General features: G+C 43.5%; 12 protein-coding genes. 4 read left to right on the top strand and 8 right to left on the bottom strand.

The features are described from left to right. Positions 1 to 48 precede the first annotated feature (48 nt). The 6 genes from H6A27_RS10405 to gltB form a co-directional block, all read right to left on the bottom strand. Entirely contained in the window at positions 49 to 3,099 is a 3,051-nt protein-coding gene (locus H6A27_RS10405) for a SusC/RagA family TonB-linked outer membrane protein (RefSeq protein ID WP_420867853.1), read from the bottom strand. Between the two features lie 514 nt (positions 3,100 to 3,613). Beyond that, positions 3,614 to 4,843: an LL-diaminopimelate aminotransferase gene (locus H6A27_RS10400; protein WP_204508628.1), complete on the bottom strand. Its 1,230-nt coding sequence runs from the start codon at positions 4,841 to 4,843 to the stop codon at positions 3,614 to 3,616. Positions 4,844 to 4,927: 84 nt separating this feature from the next. Beyond that, entirely contained in the window at positions 4,928 to 5,734 is an 807-nt protein-coding gene (dapF, locus tag H6A27_RS10395; protein WP_204508627.1) for a diaminopimelate epimerase, read from the bottom strand. 25 nt (positions 5,735 to 5,759) lie between these two features. Then, on the bottom strand, positions 5,760 to 7,448 hold the full coding sequence (gene asnB / locus H6A27_RS10390; RefSeq protein WP_204508626.1) for an asparagine synthase B: 1,689 nt from the start codon (positions 7,446 to 7,448) through the stop codon (positions 5,760 to 5,762). Positions 7,449 to 7,579: 131 nt separating this feature from the next. Then, the gene (locus H6A27_RS10385) at positions 7,580 to 8,914 is read right to left on the bottom strand and encodes a glutamate synthase subunit beta (RefSeq protein WP_204508625.1); all 1,335 of its coding nucleotides are present in this window, start codon (positions 8,912 to 8,914) and stop codon (positions 7,580 to 7,582) included. 43 nt (positions 8,915 to 8,957) lie between these two features. Continuing rightward, positions 8,958 to 13,472: a glutamate synthase large subunit gene (gene gltB / locus H6A27_RS10380; RefSeq protein WP_204508624.1), complete on the bottom strand. Its 4,515-nt coding sequence runs from the start codon at positions 13,470 to 13,472 to the stop codon at positions 8,958 to 8,960. A 309-nt stretch (positions 13,473 to 13,781) separates the two neighbouring features. Here gltB and glmS point away from each other — a divergent pair, with 309 nt between their 5' ends. Further along, positions 13,782 to 15,626 carry a glutamine--fructose-6-phosphate transaminase (isomerizing) gene (gene glmS / locus H6A27_RS10375; protein WP_204508643.1) on the top strand — a complete coding sequence of 615 codons (1,845 nt, stop codon included), beginning with the start codon at positions 13,782 to 13,784 and terminating at the stop codon, positions 15,624 to 15,626. Positions 15,627 to 15,633: 7 nt separating this feature from the next. Here glmS and ruvA read toward each other — a convergent pair whose 3' ends face one another. Next, positions 15,634 to 16,233: a Holliday junction branch migration protein RuvA gene (ruvA, locus tag H6A27_RS10370; RefSeq protein ID WP_204508623.1), complete on the bottom strand. Its 600-nt coding sequence runs from the start codon at positions 16,231 to 16,233 to the stop codon at positions 15,634 to 15,636. A 204-nt stretch (positions 16,234 to 16,437) separates the two neighbouring features. Between ruvA and H6A27_RS10365 the strand changes: the two genes are divergently transcribed. The 3 genes from H6A27_RS10365 to H6A27_RS10355 all read left to right on the top strand — a co-directional run bounded on the left by H6A27_RS10365 (position 16,438) and on the right by H6A27_RS10355 (position 19,142). After that, on the top strand, positions 16,438 to 17,337 hold the full coding sequence (locus H6A27_RS10365; protein WP_204508622.1) for a diaminopimelate dehydrogenase: 900 nt from the start codon (positions 16,438 to 16,440) through the stop codon (positions 17,335 to 17,337). A 107-nt stretch (positions 17,338 to 17,444) separates the two neighbouring features. Beyond that, positions 17,445 to 18,269: a prolipoprotein diacylglyceryl transferase gene (gene lgt, locus H6A27_RS10360; protein WP_204508642.1), complete on the top strand. Its 825-nt coding sequence runs from the start codon at positions 17,445 to 17,447 to the stop codon at positions 18,267 to 18,269. A 108-nt stretch (positions 18,270 to 18,377) separates the two neighbouring features. Next, a complete protein-coding gene (locus H6A27_RS10355) occupies positions 18,378 to 19,142 on the top strand; it encodes a helix-turn-helix transcriptional regulator (RefSeq protein ID WP_204508621.1) in 765 nt (254 codons plus the stop codon). A 31-nt stretch (positions 19,143 to 19,173) separates the two neighbouring features. Here H6A27_RS10355 and H6A27_RS15590 read toward each other — a convergent pair whose 3' ends face one another. Continuing rightward, entirely contained in the window at positions 19,174 to 19,533 is a 360-nt protein-coding gene (locus tag H6A27_RS15590) for an outer membrane beta-barrel protein (RefSeq protein ID WP_420867854.1), read from the bottom strand. Between the last annotated feature and the right edge of the window lie 97 nt (positions 19,534 to 19,630).

The raw sequence follows: 19,630 nt of genomic DNA, 5'->3' as shown, positions 1-19,630 counted from the left end.
AGTGTATGTTTGTAAATTATTATGTTTTATAAAAATTATTCCTCAGAATCAGAAACCAACGTTGATACCGAATGTCAAGTTCATAGGGATAGGGTAACCGTAGTTAGGGTTTTCCGGATCTACACCTGTAAATTCCTTGCTTGTGATAGTAAGCACATTCTGTGCACTAAGGTACAATCTCAATCTGTCTACCTTAAACTTCTGAGATATTGATTTTGGCAAGTTATAACCTAATTGTATATTTCTTAATTTAAGGAAAGAACCGTTTTCAACGAAGTATGTTGATACTCTCTTTTCATTATTAACGTCACTTCTTGTCAATGCAGGAATATCTGATGAAGAATTATATGGAGTCCATGCATCAAGAAGACGTTTACCCTTATTCAGGAAACCGATATTCAAACCGCTCCACAAGTCTGTTTCCTTCTTCAGGTCACTGATGATATCAACACCCTGTACACCCTGCCAGAACATTGTGAAATCAAAATCCTTATATTCGAAGTACATATTCAAACCGTAGCTGAATGCAGGTGTCGGATCATAGATCCACTGCTGGTCTTTTTCATTGATTACACCGTTACCGTCCAAGTCACGCCAGCGGATACGTCCTACTCCGGCACCTTCCTGTACTGCATGATTATCAACTTCTTCCTGTGATTTGAATATTCCGTCTGCCACATAACCCACTTGCGAACCATTTGCATGACCGATGACACTTTCTACACCGTTACCACCGAATGTACCGTTAGCTGCTACAGTGATAGGCAAAGCAGTAATTTTGTTTCTATAAGTAGAGATATTAGCATTGAAATCATATTTGAATCCGTTGTCGAATGTTTTTCTATGACCGATATTGAATTCGAAACCTTTATTTTCCATTTCTCCGGCATTAATCCACTGAGTAGTACCTTCTCCCATAGAAGCGATACCCGCCATCTGAACAAGGATATCAGTAGTTTTCTTATAGAACCAGTCCAAAGATCCATATACCTGCTGATTGAATAATGAGAAGTCAATACCGATATTAGTCTGAGTAGTAGTTTCCCATTTTATATCATCATTACCCAACTGATTACGTTTGAATCCTGACTGAAGAGTCTTTCCGCCGTTTGTACCTTCAATATCATAAGAAGTACCGTAGCTCTGTCCTCCAGATTCTGTAACACCATAGTTAGGAACATAAAGAGTATAACGTGCAGTATTAGAAATTTCCTGGTTACCAGTCTGTCCCCAAGATGCTCTCACTTTAAGGTCATCAAGCCATTCAATATCTTTCATGAATTCTTCCTGACTCATACGCCATCCCAAAGATACAGAAGGGAAAGTTGCAAAACGATTATTCTTACCGAATCTTGAAGAACCATCCCTACGTACTGTCAATGAAGCCAGATATTTGTCATCGAATGTATAGTTGAATTTACCAAAGAATGATACCAATGAATAACCATCACCAGAACCGTAAGCCTGTGCTGTACCTACTCCGGCATCAGGCCACATGAAATCAGGATTCAGAATTGAGAAATCTTCTTTATAACCAGAGAACCATGTATTGTCTTCGTTATTCAACTCAACACCAATCATAGCATCACCTCTGTGCTTGCCTTTTTCGAAGTTATAAGTAGCAACGGCATTCCACATCCATCTCATCCAATGTTCCTGTTTTGCCTCAACAGCATTCTTGTCATTGGCTACGTTACCTTCAGTGATAGGATATGTGAATATTCTCTGTTGTTTCTGAGAATAATCGATACCAAAAGTAGAACGAACATTAAATCCTTTGAATAGATTAAGGTTGATGTATGCATCACCAAACATTCTCCAATAATAATATTTTGTATCAGAATTTCTCTCAAGGCGAGCTACCGGATTTTCACGGTCAGGATAACCACCTACCGGACCTGCATATTCTCCTTCGGTAGTATATACAGGCAAAGACGGATTGGCCTGCAACACATTCTGCAAGAAACCACCAGGTGCTACTACTTCAGAAGTTCTGTTGACAGTAAAATGCTCTCCTATAGTAAGGATGTTTTCAATCAAGTTATAATCTGAATTCATACGAGCTGAAAAGCGTTCGAAATCAGAAGTCTTTATAATACCATTGTTCTTATAGTATCCTAAAGAGAAATAAGACGAGCCTTTCTCAGAACCATTGCTTACAGAAAGATTGTATTGCTGTATTACACCGGTACGGCTGATTTCGTCAAACCAATCTGTATCAGCAGAAGGAACAGTATTCGCAGAATCCAAGAAACGTGACATGCTGATTCCATGCAATACAGGAATACCATTCTGGTCGTATCCCCAATTATAAGAATATCCCAAAGCATTTGTATTCGGATCCTGACCATCGTTTACATAAGCTTGCCACATAGCCTGACCATATTCTCTGGCATTGAGGACTTCCATCTTGTTTGTGTACATAGAAGCAGATACCGAAGCGTCGAAATTAACTTTAATCTGACCTTCCTTACCTTTCTTTGTTGTTACGATGATAACACCGTTTGCTGCACGCGAACCATAGATTGAAGCAGAAGCGGCATCTTTCAACACCTGAATAGACTCAATATCGTTACCATTCAACTCATGCATACCACCCTTTGTAGGCACACCATCAATAATGTATAAAGGGTCATTGTTGTTCAAAGTTCCGATACCACGGATACGGATTGTTGTTGAACCGCTTGGGTTACCGTCAGCTGTAATATTCATACCAGGAACTCTTCCCTGAAGAGCTTTCATGGGATTGTTTTCGTTCTGTTTTGAGATTTCGTCCATACTGACAACAGAAACAGCACCGGTAAGGTCTGCCTTACGTTGAGTGGTATAACCCGTTACCACAACTTCTTCAAGTACCTCTGAATCTTCATTAAGCACAATGTTCATCATGCTTTCAGCTTTAAGAGTAACTGTCTTGAAACCGACAAAAGAAACAGTGATTGAACTTCCGGAAGCAACATTCAACGTAAATTTACCGTCAAAATCAGTAATAGTACCGTTGGTATTATTACCATTCTCCACTACAGTTGCTCCAATTACAGGGAAATTATCAACGGCAGAAATGACCGTTCCCTGAACCACCAAATCTTGCGCATGCATGACTATGCATATAAATAAGAAGAGCGCAATAAGAAATTTTCTCTTTATGCTTTCCATACGCATTAAATTAATTAGATTATTAATAATTGTTTTAAAATTCTTTTGCAAATATATAATGGTATAACAAAGAAGCTTGCAACAAATGTTTCATACGCAATAATAAATGTTTCATGCAACATTTTTGCATCAAGATGAAACATTTTTTACAACGCAAATCAATGCGTCAGATGACACGGGGACATTCAATCCGGGAACGTACCCACATTCGAACTAAAACTTGCCCACATTCGAGTTAAAACTTGCCCACGTTTTATTTTAAATTTGCCCACGTTTTTTTATCGGTACGAATAAGGATGAAACAGGAAAATATATAAAAGGATGAAACAGGAGCAATCCGTATATAAAAAAAGCGGAACTACATCGCTGCAGTCCCGCCTCCTACTAAATACATATAAAACCAAAACAGATTGTAATTGACGTTCTCCCATCAAGAGAAGAACATTAAGTGGAATGTTTATATATATTTCTCAATACGTTGCATAGCCTCTATACAGTCCTCACGTTTTCCGAATGCTGTGAGACGAAGGAAACCTTCACCAGACGGACCGAAGCCTACACCCGGTGTTCCTACTACATGGGCTTTCTCAAGCAAAGTATCAAAGAATTTCCACGATCCGGTTCCTTCAGGAGTCTTGAGCCATAAATACGGAGAATTTATTCCTCCAAAAACTGTCATTCCGGATTTCTTCAGACCTTCGCGCATTATACGTGCGTTTTCCAGATAATAGTCTATATTGGCTTTTACCTGTTCCTTGCCCTCAGGCGAATAAATTGCTTCGGCAGCACGCTGGGTGATATAGCTGGTGCCATTGAATTTTGTACACTGACGTCTCAGCCACAATTTGTTGAGCTGGACTTTCGTTCCGTCGGCAGCAGTGGCTGTAACCTCGTCAGGAATTACGGTATATCCGCAACGTACTCCTGTAAACCCGGCAGTCTTAGAAAAGCTTCTAAATTCTATAGCACATTGTCTGGCTCCTTCTATCTCATATATTGAATGCGGAACATTCTCCTCGCGAATGAACGCCTCGTATGCCGCATCGAAAAATATTATCGAATCATTTGCAAGGGCATAGTCAACCCATTGCTTTAACTCGTCTCTGGTAAGTGTTGTACCGGTAGGATTATTCGGATAGCACAGATATATGATATCTGTACGTTTTCCCGGAAGAGACGGAACAAAATTGTTTTCCTCGTTACAAGGCATATATGTAATGTCACTCCAGCATCCGTCACTGCCCAGTACTCCTGCCCTGCCGGCCATAACATTACTGTCGATATAGACAGGATATATAGGGTCGGTAACGGCAATACTGTTCTCACGACTGAAAATGTCGCCTATATTTCCGGTATCACTCTTTGCTCCGTCGTTGACGAACACTTCATGATTGGAAAGTTTTATTCCGCGTGGTTCGAAATCGTTTTTGATTATAGCTTCTATCAGGAAGTCATAACCCTGCTCCGGACCATATCCGTGGAATGTTGCCGATGAAGCCAGTTCATCAGCGGCACGGTGCATAGCCTTGATACATGCTTCGGGAAGCGGACGTGTGACGTCGCCTATCCCAAGTCGGATAAGATCGATATCCGGGTTTGCAACCTTGAAACTGCTGACCTTTCGTGCTATGTCCGAAAAAAGATAACTGCCTGGCAGTTTTAAAAAATTATCGTTTATTTGTGCCATGTGAGTTTATGAGTTTAACTTCGTTGACCGTTGGTTATGAGTTTGTCTGCATCAACCAACTGACAAACTTAAAAACTAAAAAACTTATAATATGTTTATTTCTCCATCAAAGACTTTTACAGCCGGTCCGGTCATATATACATGTCCGTCTGTTTCGTCCCATTTAATCTTAAGTGTTCCACCATCCATTATAACTGATGATTCTCTGCCACACTTGCCGGTATATGCCGCAGCCACAGCCGTAGCACATGCTCCTGTGCCGCATGCCATTGTAATTCCGGAACCGCGTTCCCATACTCTCATGCGTATATCGCCATTTGAAAGGATTTGTGCAAATTCCACATTCACGCGATTAGGGAACAAAGGATGTTTCTCCAGTGCCGGTCCTACAGTGTTGATGTCCACATCAGATATTTTATCAACAAATATCACAAGATGTGGGTTTCCCATTGATACGGAGATTCCTTCCTTATAGCCATAGCCGTCGCCTAACTGAACTTTTCCTTTAACTTCAGGAACATTCATATCGACTGTTACGGCATCCACATGATTATCTTTCGAGAGATGGAGTCTCAGAATCTTGATTCCTGAAAGGGTTTCCAGCGTCACTTCTGTCTTTGCAGTCAGTCCTTCCTCGTACAGATATTTGCCTATGCAGCGGCTTGCATTACCGCACATCATGGCTTCCGAACCGTCCGCATTGAATATGCGCATGCTGAAATCCGCTATCTGCGATGCCCCAATCAGCACAAGTCCGTCGCTACCAATTCCGGTGTGAAATCTGCTCCACTCCACAGCCACTTCTTCCGGATTATCTATCGGATATTGAATGGTGTTGACATAGATATAATCATTGCCGGCACCATGCATTTTTGTAAATCTGATGTTCATTTTTTTTAGAGTTGTTAGAAAGAAATCAATACGCTGCTTCGTGTACTCCAGCCACAGCGCGTCCGCTAGGGTCGTTCATTCCCTTGAACGATGCGTCCCAAGCTAAAGCCTCTGCTGTAGAGCAGGCTACACTCGGAACACTCGGAACTGATTTTGCTGCAGACTCGCTTGGGAAATGTTCCTCGAATATGCTGCGATAATAATATTCTTCTTTATTCTGAGGCGGATTGATAGGGAAACGCTCTGCCGCGTGTGCCATCTGTTCGTCTGATACTGCTTCGGAAGTTATTGCCTTCAGAGTATCAATCCATGAATAACCCACACCGTCGGAGAACTGTTCCTTCTGTCGCCATGCCACTTCCTGAGGAAGAAGTGATGAGAACGCGTCGCGCACTACCTTCTTTTCTATCTCCTTACCAGGACACATCTTGACAGCCGGATTCAGACGCATTGCCACATCAAGGAACTCTTTGTCTAGGAAAGGAACTCTTCCTTCCACTCCCCATGCAGAAAGTGACTTGTTAGCACGCAGACAGTCATAAAGGTGTAGTTTTGAAAGTTTGCGGACTGTCTCTTCATGGAACGCACGCGCATCCGGCGCCTTGTGGAAATACAGATATCCTCCGAACACCTCGTCGGCACCTTCGCCGCTCAACACCATCTTTATACCCATCGACTTGATGACTCTTGCCAGAAGATACATCGGAGTGGACGCACGCACTGTTGTGACATCGTAAGTCTCGATATAATAAATCACATCGCGGATAGCGTCTAGACCTTCCTGAATGGTATAGTTTATTTCGTGATGCACTGTTCCGATATGTTCTGCCACAAGACGGGCCTTCTCCAGGTCGGGTGCTCCCTTAAGTCCTACAGCAAATGAATGAAGCTGTGGCCACCATGCGTCCTGTTTTCCGTCTGTTTCCACACGTTTGTCGGCAAACTGTTTCGCTACGGCAGAGATAACAGACGAGTCAAGTCCGCCCGAAAGCAATACACCGTATGGGACGTCACTCATCAGCTGTCTTTTCACCGCGTCCTCAAGGGCAGTGCGGACATCGTCCACCTGTGACTGATAAGAATTTTCAGATTCGCAATATCTGTCCTTAACGGCCTCATATTCTGTCCAGTCGCGTTTATACCATTTCTGCATCTTGCCTTCACGGCTCCAGTAATAATGTCCCGGCAGGAATGGCTCATATTCGTCGCACATTCCTTCCAAAGCTTTCAATTCACTTGCACAATACACTTTACCGTCTGCATCACGTCCTATATAGAGAGGTATCACGCCTATAGGGTCGCGCGCTATAAGAAACTCATCGCGTTCTTCGTCATAAAGCGCAAAGGCGAATATTCCACTAAGTTTCTCTATAAAATCAATTCCATACTCGCGATACAGCGCAAGGATAACCTCGCAGTCACTTCCGGTCTGGAACTCATACTTTCCGGCAAAATCGGCACGTATGTCGCGATGATTGTAGATTTCACCATTAACAGCCAGAATCTGTTTTCTGTCCGGCGAGAACAATGGCTGTCCCCCACTCTGAGGATCGACTATCGACAGACGTTCGTGTGCCAGAATGGCCGAACCACCGCAATATATTCCGCTCCAGTCCGGTCCGCGGTGGCGTATGCGTTTCGCCATAGCGAGAGCTTTCTGTCTCAGCTCAGGCGATTGCTGTTTTATATTGAAGATACATGCTATACCACACATAATTTTTTGAGTTTTTGAGTTTGTGAGTTTGTGAGTTTTTAAGTTTGTGAGTTTAACTTCGTTGACCGTTGGTTTGGGGTTTAAGTTTGTGAGTTCATCAACCAACTAAAAAACTTATAAACTAAAAAAACTTAAAACATCTTATCTATCTCTGCAGCTGCCTTTCGTCCGGCAGCAATACACTTCACTACGAGCGACGGACCTGTAGCGGCATCACCGGCTACAACCGCATTCTTAGGAAGTTCCGGCATCTGCGGTTTCAGGAATCCCATTGCCAACAGAACAAGGTCTGCTTTGATAGTATCTTTCTTGCCGGTAGGTTTCATTGTAGGACGTCCGCCATCTGCTGCCGGAATCCATTCCACTTCTTCCACTTCCACAGCTGTCACCTTTCCGTTTTTGCCTACAAACTTATTCGAGTTCAGACACCAGCGGCGTGTACAGCCTTCCTCGTGGCTTGAGCTTGTTTTCAGCACTACTGGCCACTGTGGCCAAGGAGTAGCAGGATTATGTCCTACAGGAGGTTTAGGCATGATTTCAATCTGAGTCACACTCAGAGCCCCCTGGCGGTGTGAAGTACCGATACAGTCGCTACCAGTATCACCACCACCGATAACCAGTACATGCTTTCCGCGGGCAGAGATTCTCTCCTTCTCCGCAATTTCCTGTCCGGCAAGCACTCTGTTCTGCTGAGCCAGCATCTCCATGGCAAAATGAATACCGGAGAGTTCGCGTCCGGGTATTGCCAGATCTCTGGCCTGTGGAGTTCCTGTACATACGGCGTATGCATCGAAACCTTCAGGCAATTTTGTAAGGTCAATCTCTGAATTTGTCTTGAAGACGATACCTTCCGCCTCCATTATCCTGATACGGCGGTCTATGATGTTCTTTCCAAGCTTAAAGTTCGGTATTCCATATCGGAGCAGACCGCCCGCCATTTCGTCACGTTCGAACACCGTAACCTCGTAGCCACGACGGTTCAGCTGGTTTGCAGCCGCCAGTCCGGCAGGTCCCGAACCGATTACGGCTACCTTCTTTCCGTTTCTTTCGTATTTCTTCGGCGCGATATATCCTTCGCGGAATGCCGCCTCGATTACGGCAGCCTCGTCCTCGCGGATAGTTACAGGAGAGTCGATACTGAGTTTCAGTACACACGATTTCTCACACAGCGCCGGACAGATACGTCCTGTAAACTCAGGAAAGTCGTTTGTAGCGCTCAATATCTCGTATGCCTTGCGCCAGTCGCCCTTGCACAATGCATCCTGAAATTCAGGAGGACGATTGCCCAGAGGACATGCCCAATGGCAGAATGGTACTCCACAGTCCATGCAACGGCTGGCCTGCAATTTACGTTCGCTTGTGTTAAGTGTCTGTTCCACTTCACTGTAATCGGCCACACGTTCGTGAACAGGACGGTAGCCGGCCTCTTGTCGAGGTATATTTAGAAATGCTTTTGGATTTCCCATGATGGCAATTAATAATTAATAATTAAAAATTAAGAGCTGAGGATTAATAGTCTCTCTGTACCTCCGCAATCTTCTGCTGCAGTTTCTTCATCTGTTCCTCAGCCAGAACGCGCTTGTATTCTATCGGAGTCACCTGAATGAATTCATCTATATGACTCGGCCATTCGTCAAGCAGAGTGCGGGCCAGTTTCGAACCGGTAAATCTCCAGTGACGTTCGATAAGTTCCTTCAACTCCTTGCGTGATGCAGAATCATCAAGAAGATTAAGTTCCACCATCTCCATATTGCAGAAATAGTCGAAATTATGCTCAGGATCCCACACATACGCTATACCACCACTCATACCGGCAGCAAAGTTTCTTCCTGTATCGCCAAGTACAACCACACGTCCACCTGTCATATATTCACAGCAGTGGTCGCCAACTCCTTCCACTACGGCTATTGCACCCGAGTTTCTCACCGCAAATCTCTCGCCCACACGTCCGTTGATATAAACCTCACCTTTAGTGGCACCATACATCAGGGTATTACCCGCAATAGTATTCTTCGATGCATCGAACAGCGAACCTGACGGAGGCAACAGGCAGATACGTCCGCCACTAAGTCCTTTTCCAACGTAGTCGTTAGCCTCACCTTCCAGACGGAATGTCACTCCCGAAGTAAGGAACGCTCCGAAGCTCTGTCCTGCCGAACCTTTGAACTTCACGTTGATAGTGCCGTCCGGCAATCCGGCATGACCGTATCTTCTTGCCACTTCGCCCGAAAGCATTGCGCCTGCCGAGCGGTCTGTATTCGAAATAGTATATTCCAATTCCACAGGCTTGCCACCTTCCAACGCGTCTTTTGCTGCGGCTATCATGGCTCTGTCCTTTATGCCAAGCAGATCCAGAGGCTTGTCTGCAGTGTGATGTATATCCGCACTGCCGTCCACCATATACAGGATTCTGCTGAAATCCAGTCCTGCCATCTTTCCTTTCTTGTCAGAAGCTTCAATTTCGATAAGGTCTGTACGTCCCACTATATCCTCCAGTCTGGTGAATCCCATTTCAGCCAGATATTCTCTTACTTCCTCGGCCAGGAAGCGGCAATAGTTGACAACATATTTATAGTGTCCGCGGAAATGTTCACGCAACTTTTCATCCTGAGTAGCCACACCCACAGGGCACAGGTTGGTATGACATTTTCTCATCATCACACATCCCAATACTATCAGAACCGCAGTACCAAAAGCAAATTCCTCTGCTCCCAGCAGCGCCATGCTGATAATGTCGCGTCCGGTTTTCAGCTGTCCGTCGGTCTGCAAACGTACCTGTCCTCTCAGTCCGTTCAGCACAAGAGTCTGCTGTGTCTCGCTCAGACCTATCTCAGGCGGAATACCGGCATATCTCATTGATGAAGCAGGAGAAGCACCTGTACCACCTTCGGCTCCTGAAATCACTATCAGGTCAGCCTTAGCCTTTGCCACACCGGCAGCGATGGTACCAACACCACTTTCAGCCACCAGCTTAACGCTTATTGCCGCACGCGGATTGACGTTCTTAAGGTCGTAAATCAACTGTGCAAGGTCTTCTATAGAATATATATCGTGATGAGGTGGAGGCGAGATAAGAGATATACCCGGGATGGAATGACGCGTACGGGCAATAACCTCGTCCACCTTGAATCCCGGCAACTGACCACCCTCGCCAGGCTTTGCTCCCTGTGCCACCTTAATCTGAATTTCTTCGGCATTCACCAAATATTCAGTTGTCACACCGAAACGTCCCGAAGCAATCTGCTTGGTCTTGCTGCACAGACTGATATCCCCGTCTTCGGCATGATAGATATCAGAGAATCGGCTGCTGTCCTCACCACCTTCACCGGTATTACTTCTCGTTCCAAGACTGTTCATTGCCAATGCAAGAGCCTCATGAGCTTCCTTGCTGATTGCACCGAACGACATCGCACCGGTAACAAAATGTTTAACAATTTCTTCTACAGGCTCTACCTGATCTATGCTGATAGGATTTCTGCGGAAACCGAAAAAGTCGCGAAGGAAAATAGGATTTTCCTTTTTATCGGACTTGGCAGTAAATTCCTTGAACTTTTTATAACTGCCCGTGCGTGTAGCAAGCTGCAGCAGACTTATTGTATCAGGATTCCATGCGTGCTGCTCACCGTCTTTTCTGAATGAGAACAGACCGATATGATCAAGCAATCCTCCTGCCTCATCTTCAGATATAGCGACACCCGAACGATGGAATCTGAGGTAGTCATGAGCTATATCGCCGATACTTGCTCCACCTATTGTAGACACGTCAGTACCGAAATATCTTCTCATAACCTCGGAATTCAAACCTACAGCCTCAAACAGCTTAGCTCCACGGTATGAACGTATAGTACTGATACCCATCTTACTCATCACCTTATATAATCCTTTGCAGAGAGCCTTTATATAGTTCTTCTCAGCAGTAGCGTAATCAAGCTGCACGTCGCCCTTCTTCACCAGTCCGTCTATCACTGCAAAGGCCATATACGGACAGATGGCACTCGCTCCATATCCCAGGAGCAATGCTGCATGCATCACCTCGCGCGCTTCGCCACTTTCCACTATCAACGCAGTCTGTACACGTTTCTGTACCGAAATCAAATGATGATGAACCGCGCTTACAGCCACAAGCGACGGCACAGGAGCATATTCGGCATCTACATCCCTGTCCGAAAGCACAATATAGTTTGCACCGGCATCAACTGCTTCTTCCGCACTCTTGCACAGACTTTCTATCGCCCGGCGAAGTCCGTCCTCACCATCCGAAGCCTTGAATACCATTTTCAGCTTGACAGTGCTGAACCCCTTGTATCTGATATTGCAAAGAATATCAAGCTGTGTATTTGTAAGAACAGGATGCGGCAGACGCACCATCTTGCAGTGTCCCGCACTAGGACTGAGAATGTTATTTCCAACGGCACCGATATATTCTGTGAGCGACATAACCAACTCTTCGCGAATAGGGTCGATAGCCGGATTGGTTACCTGTGCGAACTGCTGACGGAAATAATTGAACACCGACTGAGGCTTTTCACTCAATACCGCCAAAGGAGTGTCATTACCCATAGATGCTGTAGGTTCTGCTCCAGCCGCACACATCGGAGTAAGAGTACGCTCAATGTCTTCGCGGGTATATCCGAAGATACGGAGTTTTCTTCCTGCATCTTTCACAGAGTTTTCCACCTTACGTCCACTACGCAAAGTATCGAGCTCAATTCTGTTGGCTGCCAACCATTCTGTATAAGGCAAAGCCGATGCCAGATCTTCCTTAACTTCTTTATCGTAATATATTTTACCTTCCTGTGTATCTATCAATAATATCTTTCCAGGCTGCAATCTTCCTTTAGCCTCTATTTCATCAGGGTTGAAACCAATGGTACCTGTCTCGCTGGCAACTACCATTGTTCCGTTCTTCGTAACCAGCCATCTGGCAGGACGCAATCCGTTTCTGTCAAGCATTCCTCCGGCATATCTTCCATCGCTGAAAAGCAGTGCGGCAGGACCGTCCCACGGTTCCATAAGTATGGAATGATATTCATAGAAGTCTTTAAGCTTCTGGCTGATAGGGTTCTTCTCATTTATAGACTCAGGCACCATCATCGCCAGCGCATGAGGCAGACTAAGTCCGGACATAACGAAAAATTCAAGGACATTGTCCATTGAAGCACTGTCGCTCATTCCAGGCTGAATTATCGGACGTATCTTTGATATATCACCCAATTTTTCAGACGAAAGAACACTTTCTCTGGCTTCCATCCAAGCACGATTACCACGTATTGTGTTAATCTCACCGTTATGAGCCATCATACGGAAAGGCTGTGCCAGACTCCATGTAGGAAACGTATTCGTACTGAAGCGTGAATGTACCAAAGCCAGCGCACTGGTAAAGTATGGCTGTGTAAGGTCTGCATAATATTCACGAAGTTGTGTAGAAGTAAGCATACCCTTATACACCATATTCTTACTGGAAAGTGACACTATATAGAAGTCTTTGTGTTGTATTCTATTCTCTATCTTTTTCCTGATGATATACAGCTTCTTCTCCAATTCCGGTTCATCTGCTCCGGCTGTTACGAAAATCTGCTTCACGTCAGGTTCTGTAGCTTGCGCGTCCTTACCTAAAATATCTGAATTTACAGGGACTGTACGAACATGCATCAGTGTCATGCCTTCCCTTTCAATTTCCTCTATCATCACACTCATTATGTCTTGCTGGACATCTTTGTCCTTAGGCATAAACACAAGACCCGTGCCATATTTACCTTTTTCCGGAACCGGAATACCCTGTAGAAGAATAAATTCATGCGGTATCTGAATCATGATACCTGCACCATCACCCGTCTTGCTGTCGGCTCCTTCTGCTCCACGGTGCTTCATGTTCTCCAACACCTTCAAGGCAGAGTCTATCAGTTCATGCGACTTTGCGCCGTGTAGGTTGACTATCATTCCTACACCACAAGCGTCATGCTCATTTGCCGGACTATACAATCCCTGAGGAGCGTTTTCTCTGATAAAATGATTCTCTTTCATTGTGTTTTGGTTTCTTTATGTACTAAAATCTCGTTTGTATGTATTATTTTGTACCGCAAAAATATATATTTATGTTTTTTGTGATTACTTTCAGCCTCAGTTTCTTTAAAAAAAGATAGTAGCCTTCATTCAATGATTACAAAACGAAGATATACCATATACAATAAAATTAAATTATAATCAAAAGCATGTATTTATATTATAATTTATAATAAGCTGTTTGAATAAATCAAAATACACATATTATAAAACATATTCTTTAAACAGGAAATACTTATTTTTGTAATGAATGGAAACAAGTATATAAATATGTGTGGAATCGTAGGATACATTGGCAAGCGTCAGGCATGGCCTGTGCTTGTAGAAGGTCTCCGTAAATTGGAGTACAGGGGATACGATAGTGCTGGAGTAGCACTTATAAATACTAAAGGAGATCTGAAAGTTTATAAATCAGTAGGAAAAGTAGCAGATTTAGAACAAACAGTAGCAGGAAAAGATATATCAGCATCAACCGGCATTGCTCACACACGTTGGGCAACTCATGGTGAACCAAGTACAATTAATTCACATCCTCATACTTCAATGAGTGGTCGTCTGGCATTAGTACATAATGGAATTATCGAAAATTATGCTCTGCTTAAACAGAAACTTATAGATAAAGGATATGTATTCAAAAGCAGTACTGACACAGAAGTATTGGTGCAACTGATTGATTATATCCAAACAGAAGGAAATCTGGATCTTCTGACATCTGTTCAGTTGGCATTAAAAGAGGTGATTGGAGCATACGCCATAGCAGTAATAGACAACAATCATCCAGAAACTATCATTGCTGCCAGGAAAAGTAGTCCATTAGTGGTTGGAATTGGAGAAGACGAGTATTTTCTTGCATCGGATGCTACTCCGATAGTAGAATATACAAATAAGGTAATATATCTTTCCGATGGTGAAATCGCCGTTCTTAAAAATGGCGAACCTATCAAAATTGTCGACCTTGACAATGTGGAATGTTCGCATGAGGCACAGACTATCGCATTGAACATCGGACAGCTGCAAAAAGGAGGCTATCCTCATTTCATGATAAAGGAAATATTCGATCAGCCTGAATGTATAGCCGACTGTATGCGTGGCCGTCTTAACCCGGAAACAATGTCAATATTGCTTTCGGCCGTAAAAGAACATAGGGAAAAGTTCATAAAAGCACGACGCTTCATAATCGTGGCATGCGGTACATCATGGCATGCCGGGCTGATAGGGAAACAACTCATCGAAACAATGTGCCGCATACCAGTAGAAGTGGAATACGCTTCGGAATTCCGTTACCGTAATCCTGTCATTTTGCCGGACGACGTAGTAATGGCTATTTCGCAAAGCGGAGAGACAGCCGACACACTTGCCGCGATTGAACTTGCCCATAACAGCGGAGCTTTTGTTTATGGAATATGTAATGTGGTTGGTTCATCCATTGCACGTGCAACCGACTCAGGTTCTTATATACACGTAGGGCCAGAAATCGGTGTGGCATCAACAAAAGCATTCACCGGTCAGGTTACCGTACTTCTGATGTTTGCACTGTCTCTGGCACAGGAAATGGGAACTATTTCACCGGATGAATACAAAGAAATAGTATCTTCACTAAATGATATACCGGATAAGATGCGTCAGGTACTAAAACAGAATGACTACATAGCCGGTCTGTCAAGAATGTTTACATACGCACGCAATTTCATTTATTTAGGACGCGGTTATTCGTTCCCGATAGCACTGGAAGGCGCACTGAAGCTTAAGGAAATCTCATATATCCATGCCGAAGGATATCCGGCAGCAGAAATGAAACATGGACCGATTGCGCTGATTGATGCCGAAATGCCGGTAGTGGTCATCGCGACCAACTCACCTCTCTACGACAAGGTTCTGAGCAACATTCAGGAGATAAAGGCACGTGGCGGAAGAGTGGTTGCCATTGTTACAGAGGGCGACACGGTAATCAGCTCTCTTGCCGATTTCAGCATCCCGGTGCCTGCGGTACCTGAGTGTCTGGACGCTCTGGTAACATCCATTCCGCTACAACTCATGGCATACCATATAGCAGTATGCAGGGGACTGGATGTCGACCGTCCACGAAATCTTGCAAAATCAGTGACTGTGGAATAATCCACCGTCACCTTAGTCTTGTAAGGGCAATCTTGATGACTTTCTGTACAGGAGCATCCGGTTCTTCATGAAGAATCTGTCCGACAACCTTCTGCGACGGTGCCTGTGCAAATCCCAACATAGTCAAAGCCGCAACTGCCTCTTCATATATTTCATTATTGGCAGCAGATATAGGTGTAGAAACATTTCCGGTGCTTTCTACACCTATATTTTGTATCTTGTCCTTAAGTTCCACTATTATACGCTGTGCAGTCTTCAGACCGATACCCTTGACCATCTTCAGCAGCTTTTCATTTCCAGAGCTTATCACATTGCATAACTCGGAAGGACTTAAAGCCGATAAAATCATTCTTGCCGTATTACCGCCAATTCCCGACACAGTTATCAGCATAAGGAAAAGCTCCCTTTCCTGTTTGGTTGCAAAACCGTAAAGTACATAAGCATCTTCCCTTATAGCTTCGTATATATATAGCTTAACATCACTTTTCCCCTGTATGGCAGAGAATGTGTTCAACGAGATATTCACGCCATACCCCACTCCGTTGCAGTCAACTACCGCCATCGTAGGAGTAACATCATCAAGTTTTCCTTTTATATATTCAATCATATTTTGATTATAAATTATAATTTAACGGCAAAAATAAGCATAACAAAGTTATAAATTGTAAGTTACTCTCGAAATATTTCAAAAAACCTCCTCCTTTTTCTCTTTAGAACAATTCTAATTTTTTATTTTTGCAGCGTCAAAAATACAGGATATATTTCTTGTAACAAAACAGAAAAGAATAAACAATTAAACACCAATAAAATTATGAAAAAAATTAGAGCTGCCGTAGTAGGTTACGGAAACATTGGAAAGTTTACAATCGAAGCACTTGAAGCTGCTTCTGATTTTGAGATTGCAGGTGTAGTTCGCCGTAATGGTGATGCCAACAAACCAGCAGAACTTGCACCATATAAAGTTGTAAAAGACATCAAAGAACTTGAAGACGTTGACGTAGCAATTCTTGCAACTCCTACACGCAGCGTAGAGCAGTACGCAAAGGAAATCCTTGCATTGGGTATCAATACAGTTGACAGTTTCGACATACACACACAAATCACATCTTTGCGCCGCACATTGGGCGAAACAGCAAAAGCACACAACGCAGTTTCAATCATCGCTGCAGGATGGGACCCGGGAAGCGACTCTGTAGTACGTACACTTCTTGAAGCTATCGCTCCAAAAGGTATCACATACACTAACTTCGGTCCGGGCCGCAGCATGGGACACTCTGTTGCCGTACGCGCCATCGCAGGTGTTAAAGATGCATTGTCAATGACAATCCCTGTAGGTACAGGTATCCACCGCCGTATGGTATATGTAGAACTTGAAGAAGGTGCAGACTTCAAGACAGTAGAAGCATCCATCAAGTCGGACGCATATTTCATAAACGACGAAACACACGTTATCCAGGTTCCTTGTGTTGACGACCTCAACGATGTTGGCCACGGTGTAAACCTTGTACGCAAAGGTGTTTCCGGTAAGACACACAACCAGCTGTTCGAATTTGATATGAAGATCAACAACCCAGCTCTTACTGCTCAGGTACTTGTTTGCGTGGCACGTGCTTCTATGCGTCAGCAGCCAGGCTGCTACACAATGATTGAAGTTCCGGTAATCGACCTTCTTGAAGGCGACCGCGAAGAACTTATCGCTCATCTGGTATAATCAGACTATTTATCAATCTTTCCATAAAATCTCTTTCCCTATTCGTTTTGGGAGAGAGATTTTTTTATTTCCTTTGCACATATAAATCAAAAAAACTCAGAAACATGATTTTAGGAAGCATCGTTTGGGACGTTGATCCCATACTTCTACGTCTTGGTTCCATAGAACTGAGATGGTACGGACTAATGTGGGGCTTGGGATTTATCCTGGCATACGAAATGGGCTCACGCCTGTTCAAGAAAGAAGGTCACCCAGACGACTGGGCAGACAAACTGTTTGTTTACTGTATAGTAAGTGCCGTTGTAGGAGCACGCTTGGGACACTGTCTGTTCTACGAATGGGATTACTATGGCTCACATCCATTAGAGATACTTAAAATATGGAAAGGTGGACTTGCCAGTCACGGAGGAGTATTCGCATTGATACTTGCCCTGATATGGTATTCCAAAAAGGTTACACACAAAAGCGTATGGTGGTTGTTCGACCGTCTGATACCTGCAGTGGCAGTGGTCTGTGCATGTATCCGTTTCGGCAATCTGATGAACTCCGAAATATTCGGCTATCCAACCGACCTTCCATGGGGATTTGAATTTGTACGTTCACGCGAATGGCAAGAGCTCTACAACCAGAACGGAGTGGCACAAGCATGCCATCCTACACAGATATACGAAATGCTGTATTGTGCGGTAGCCTTTATATTCTCATGGCTGGCATATCACAAGTTCGGTCTTCAGAAACGAATCGGACTCATAACAGGAGTTTCGCTTCTGATATTCTTTGGAGCACGTCTCGGACTTGAATTCATCAAAAATCCGCAAGTAGCAGAAGAAGTAGGCATGACACTAAACATAGGTCAGTGGCTCAGTGTACCGCTCATTCTACTCGGTATATATCTGATTATTACAAGCGGAAAGCGTAAAGAAGCATTCTGAATAATTTGAACACAAAAAAAACAGGAACCTATTTCTTTATAAAGGGGATTGGTTCCTATTTTTGTATTTTCATTATATCTATTTTTATTATTTTGCTCAAAGAATCAAATGCAACAGAATATTATAAACAATTTCTTTCGCCCTATAAATACAGACATACAAATACCAGACAGTGATTATTCAAAAACCGATGTATGTATTGCCATGGCCAACGCTCTGGCACGCAATACAAACCACAGTCTGTATATCATAGACTATAACCGCAAGAACTTCCTTTACGTATCGTCCAACCCGCTTTTCCTCTGCGGTCATTCACCGGAAGATGTGCAACAGAAAGGTTATGCCTTTTATTTTGATGTCGTTCCGTCTGACGAGATAAACCGTCTTATGGAAATCAACGAAGCCGGATTCCGGTTTTACTATGACCAGCCGGTAGAAAAAAGACTTGACTTGTCTATCGAGTATAACTTTCATATCCGCACATCAGAAAAGCATTCGCACCTTATCCACCACAAACTGACACCTGCCTTGCTGAGTGACAAGGGGGATATATGGCTGGCTCTATGTACAGTTTCACTTTCACCTGAAAAAAATATCGGAGATGTAGTTATTTCAGACCATACATGTAGTGACAGGTATTTCTACTCGTTCGAGGGCAGAAGATGGAGAAAACAGCCGGAACTGATTCTTTCCGACCGTGAAAAAGAGATTCTCCAGCTCTCCGTCAAAGGAATGTCGAACACGGAGATTGGAGAAACTCTCTTCATTGATGCCAATACCGTAAAGTTTCACAAGAAGAAACTCTTTGAGAAACTACACGCAGAAAACATCACTGAGGCCGTGGGCATCGCAGCCAATATGAGGCTGATTTAGAATATTGAAAAGTTCTATCAAGAATGATATATTATTGAATACCAAAACGGGATGTATCAACTTCTTTATGACCTTTATCCTTATATCCCTTGAATTTATATGTAAAACTTAATGTGATATTACGTTTATATGCATTCTGATTTACATCCTGATTTTGGATTTCAAAGCGAACCTTAGTATTAGGATATATTGACTCAAAAACATCATTGCATTGTAAACTTAATATAGCATTGTCCTTTAAGAATGAGTAGCGAACACCAACATTAGCCCCCCAGTTGCTTTCCAGATCCCAAATCCCCTGTATAGTAGGTGTCCTGTAGAAAAGCATTAGATTAGCTGATATCTTTGGCTTCTGTGATATCGTAAAGGAATTATTTGCTAGGGTGTCCAGTTTAACGTTCCCAATTTAGCCTACATTTTTAAGCTGTTTGGTACGTTCTGTAACCCAGTTTATGGACATGTGCTTCTTTGCAAAAGCATCAATGTCC

The sequence above is a fragment of the Bacteroides caecigallinarum genome (assembly GCF_016902295.1).
Lineage (GTDB): Bacteria > Bacteroidota > Bacteroidia > Bacteroidales > Bacteroidaceae > Phocaeicola > Phocaeicola caecigallinarum_A.
This window is presented reverse-complemented; position numbering and strand designations above follow the sequence as displayed.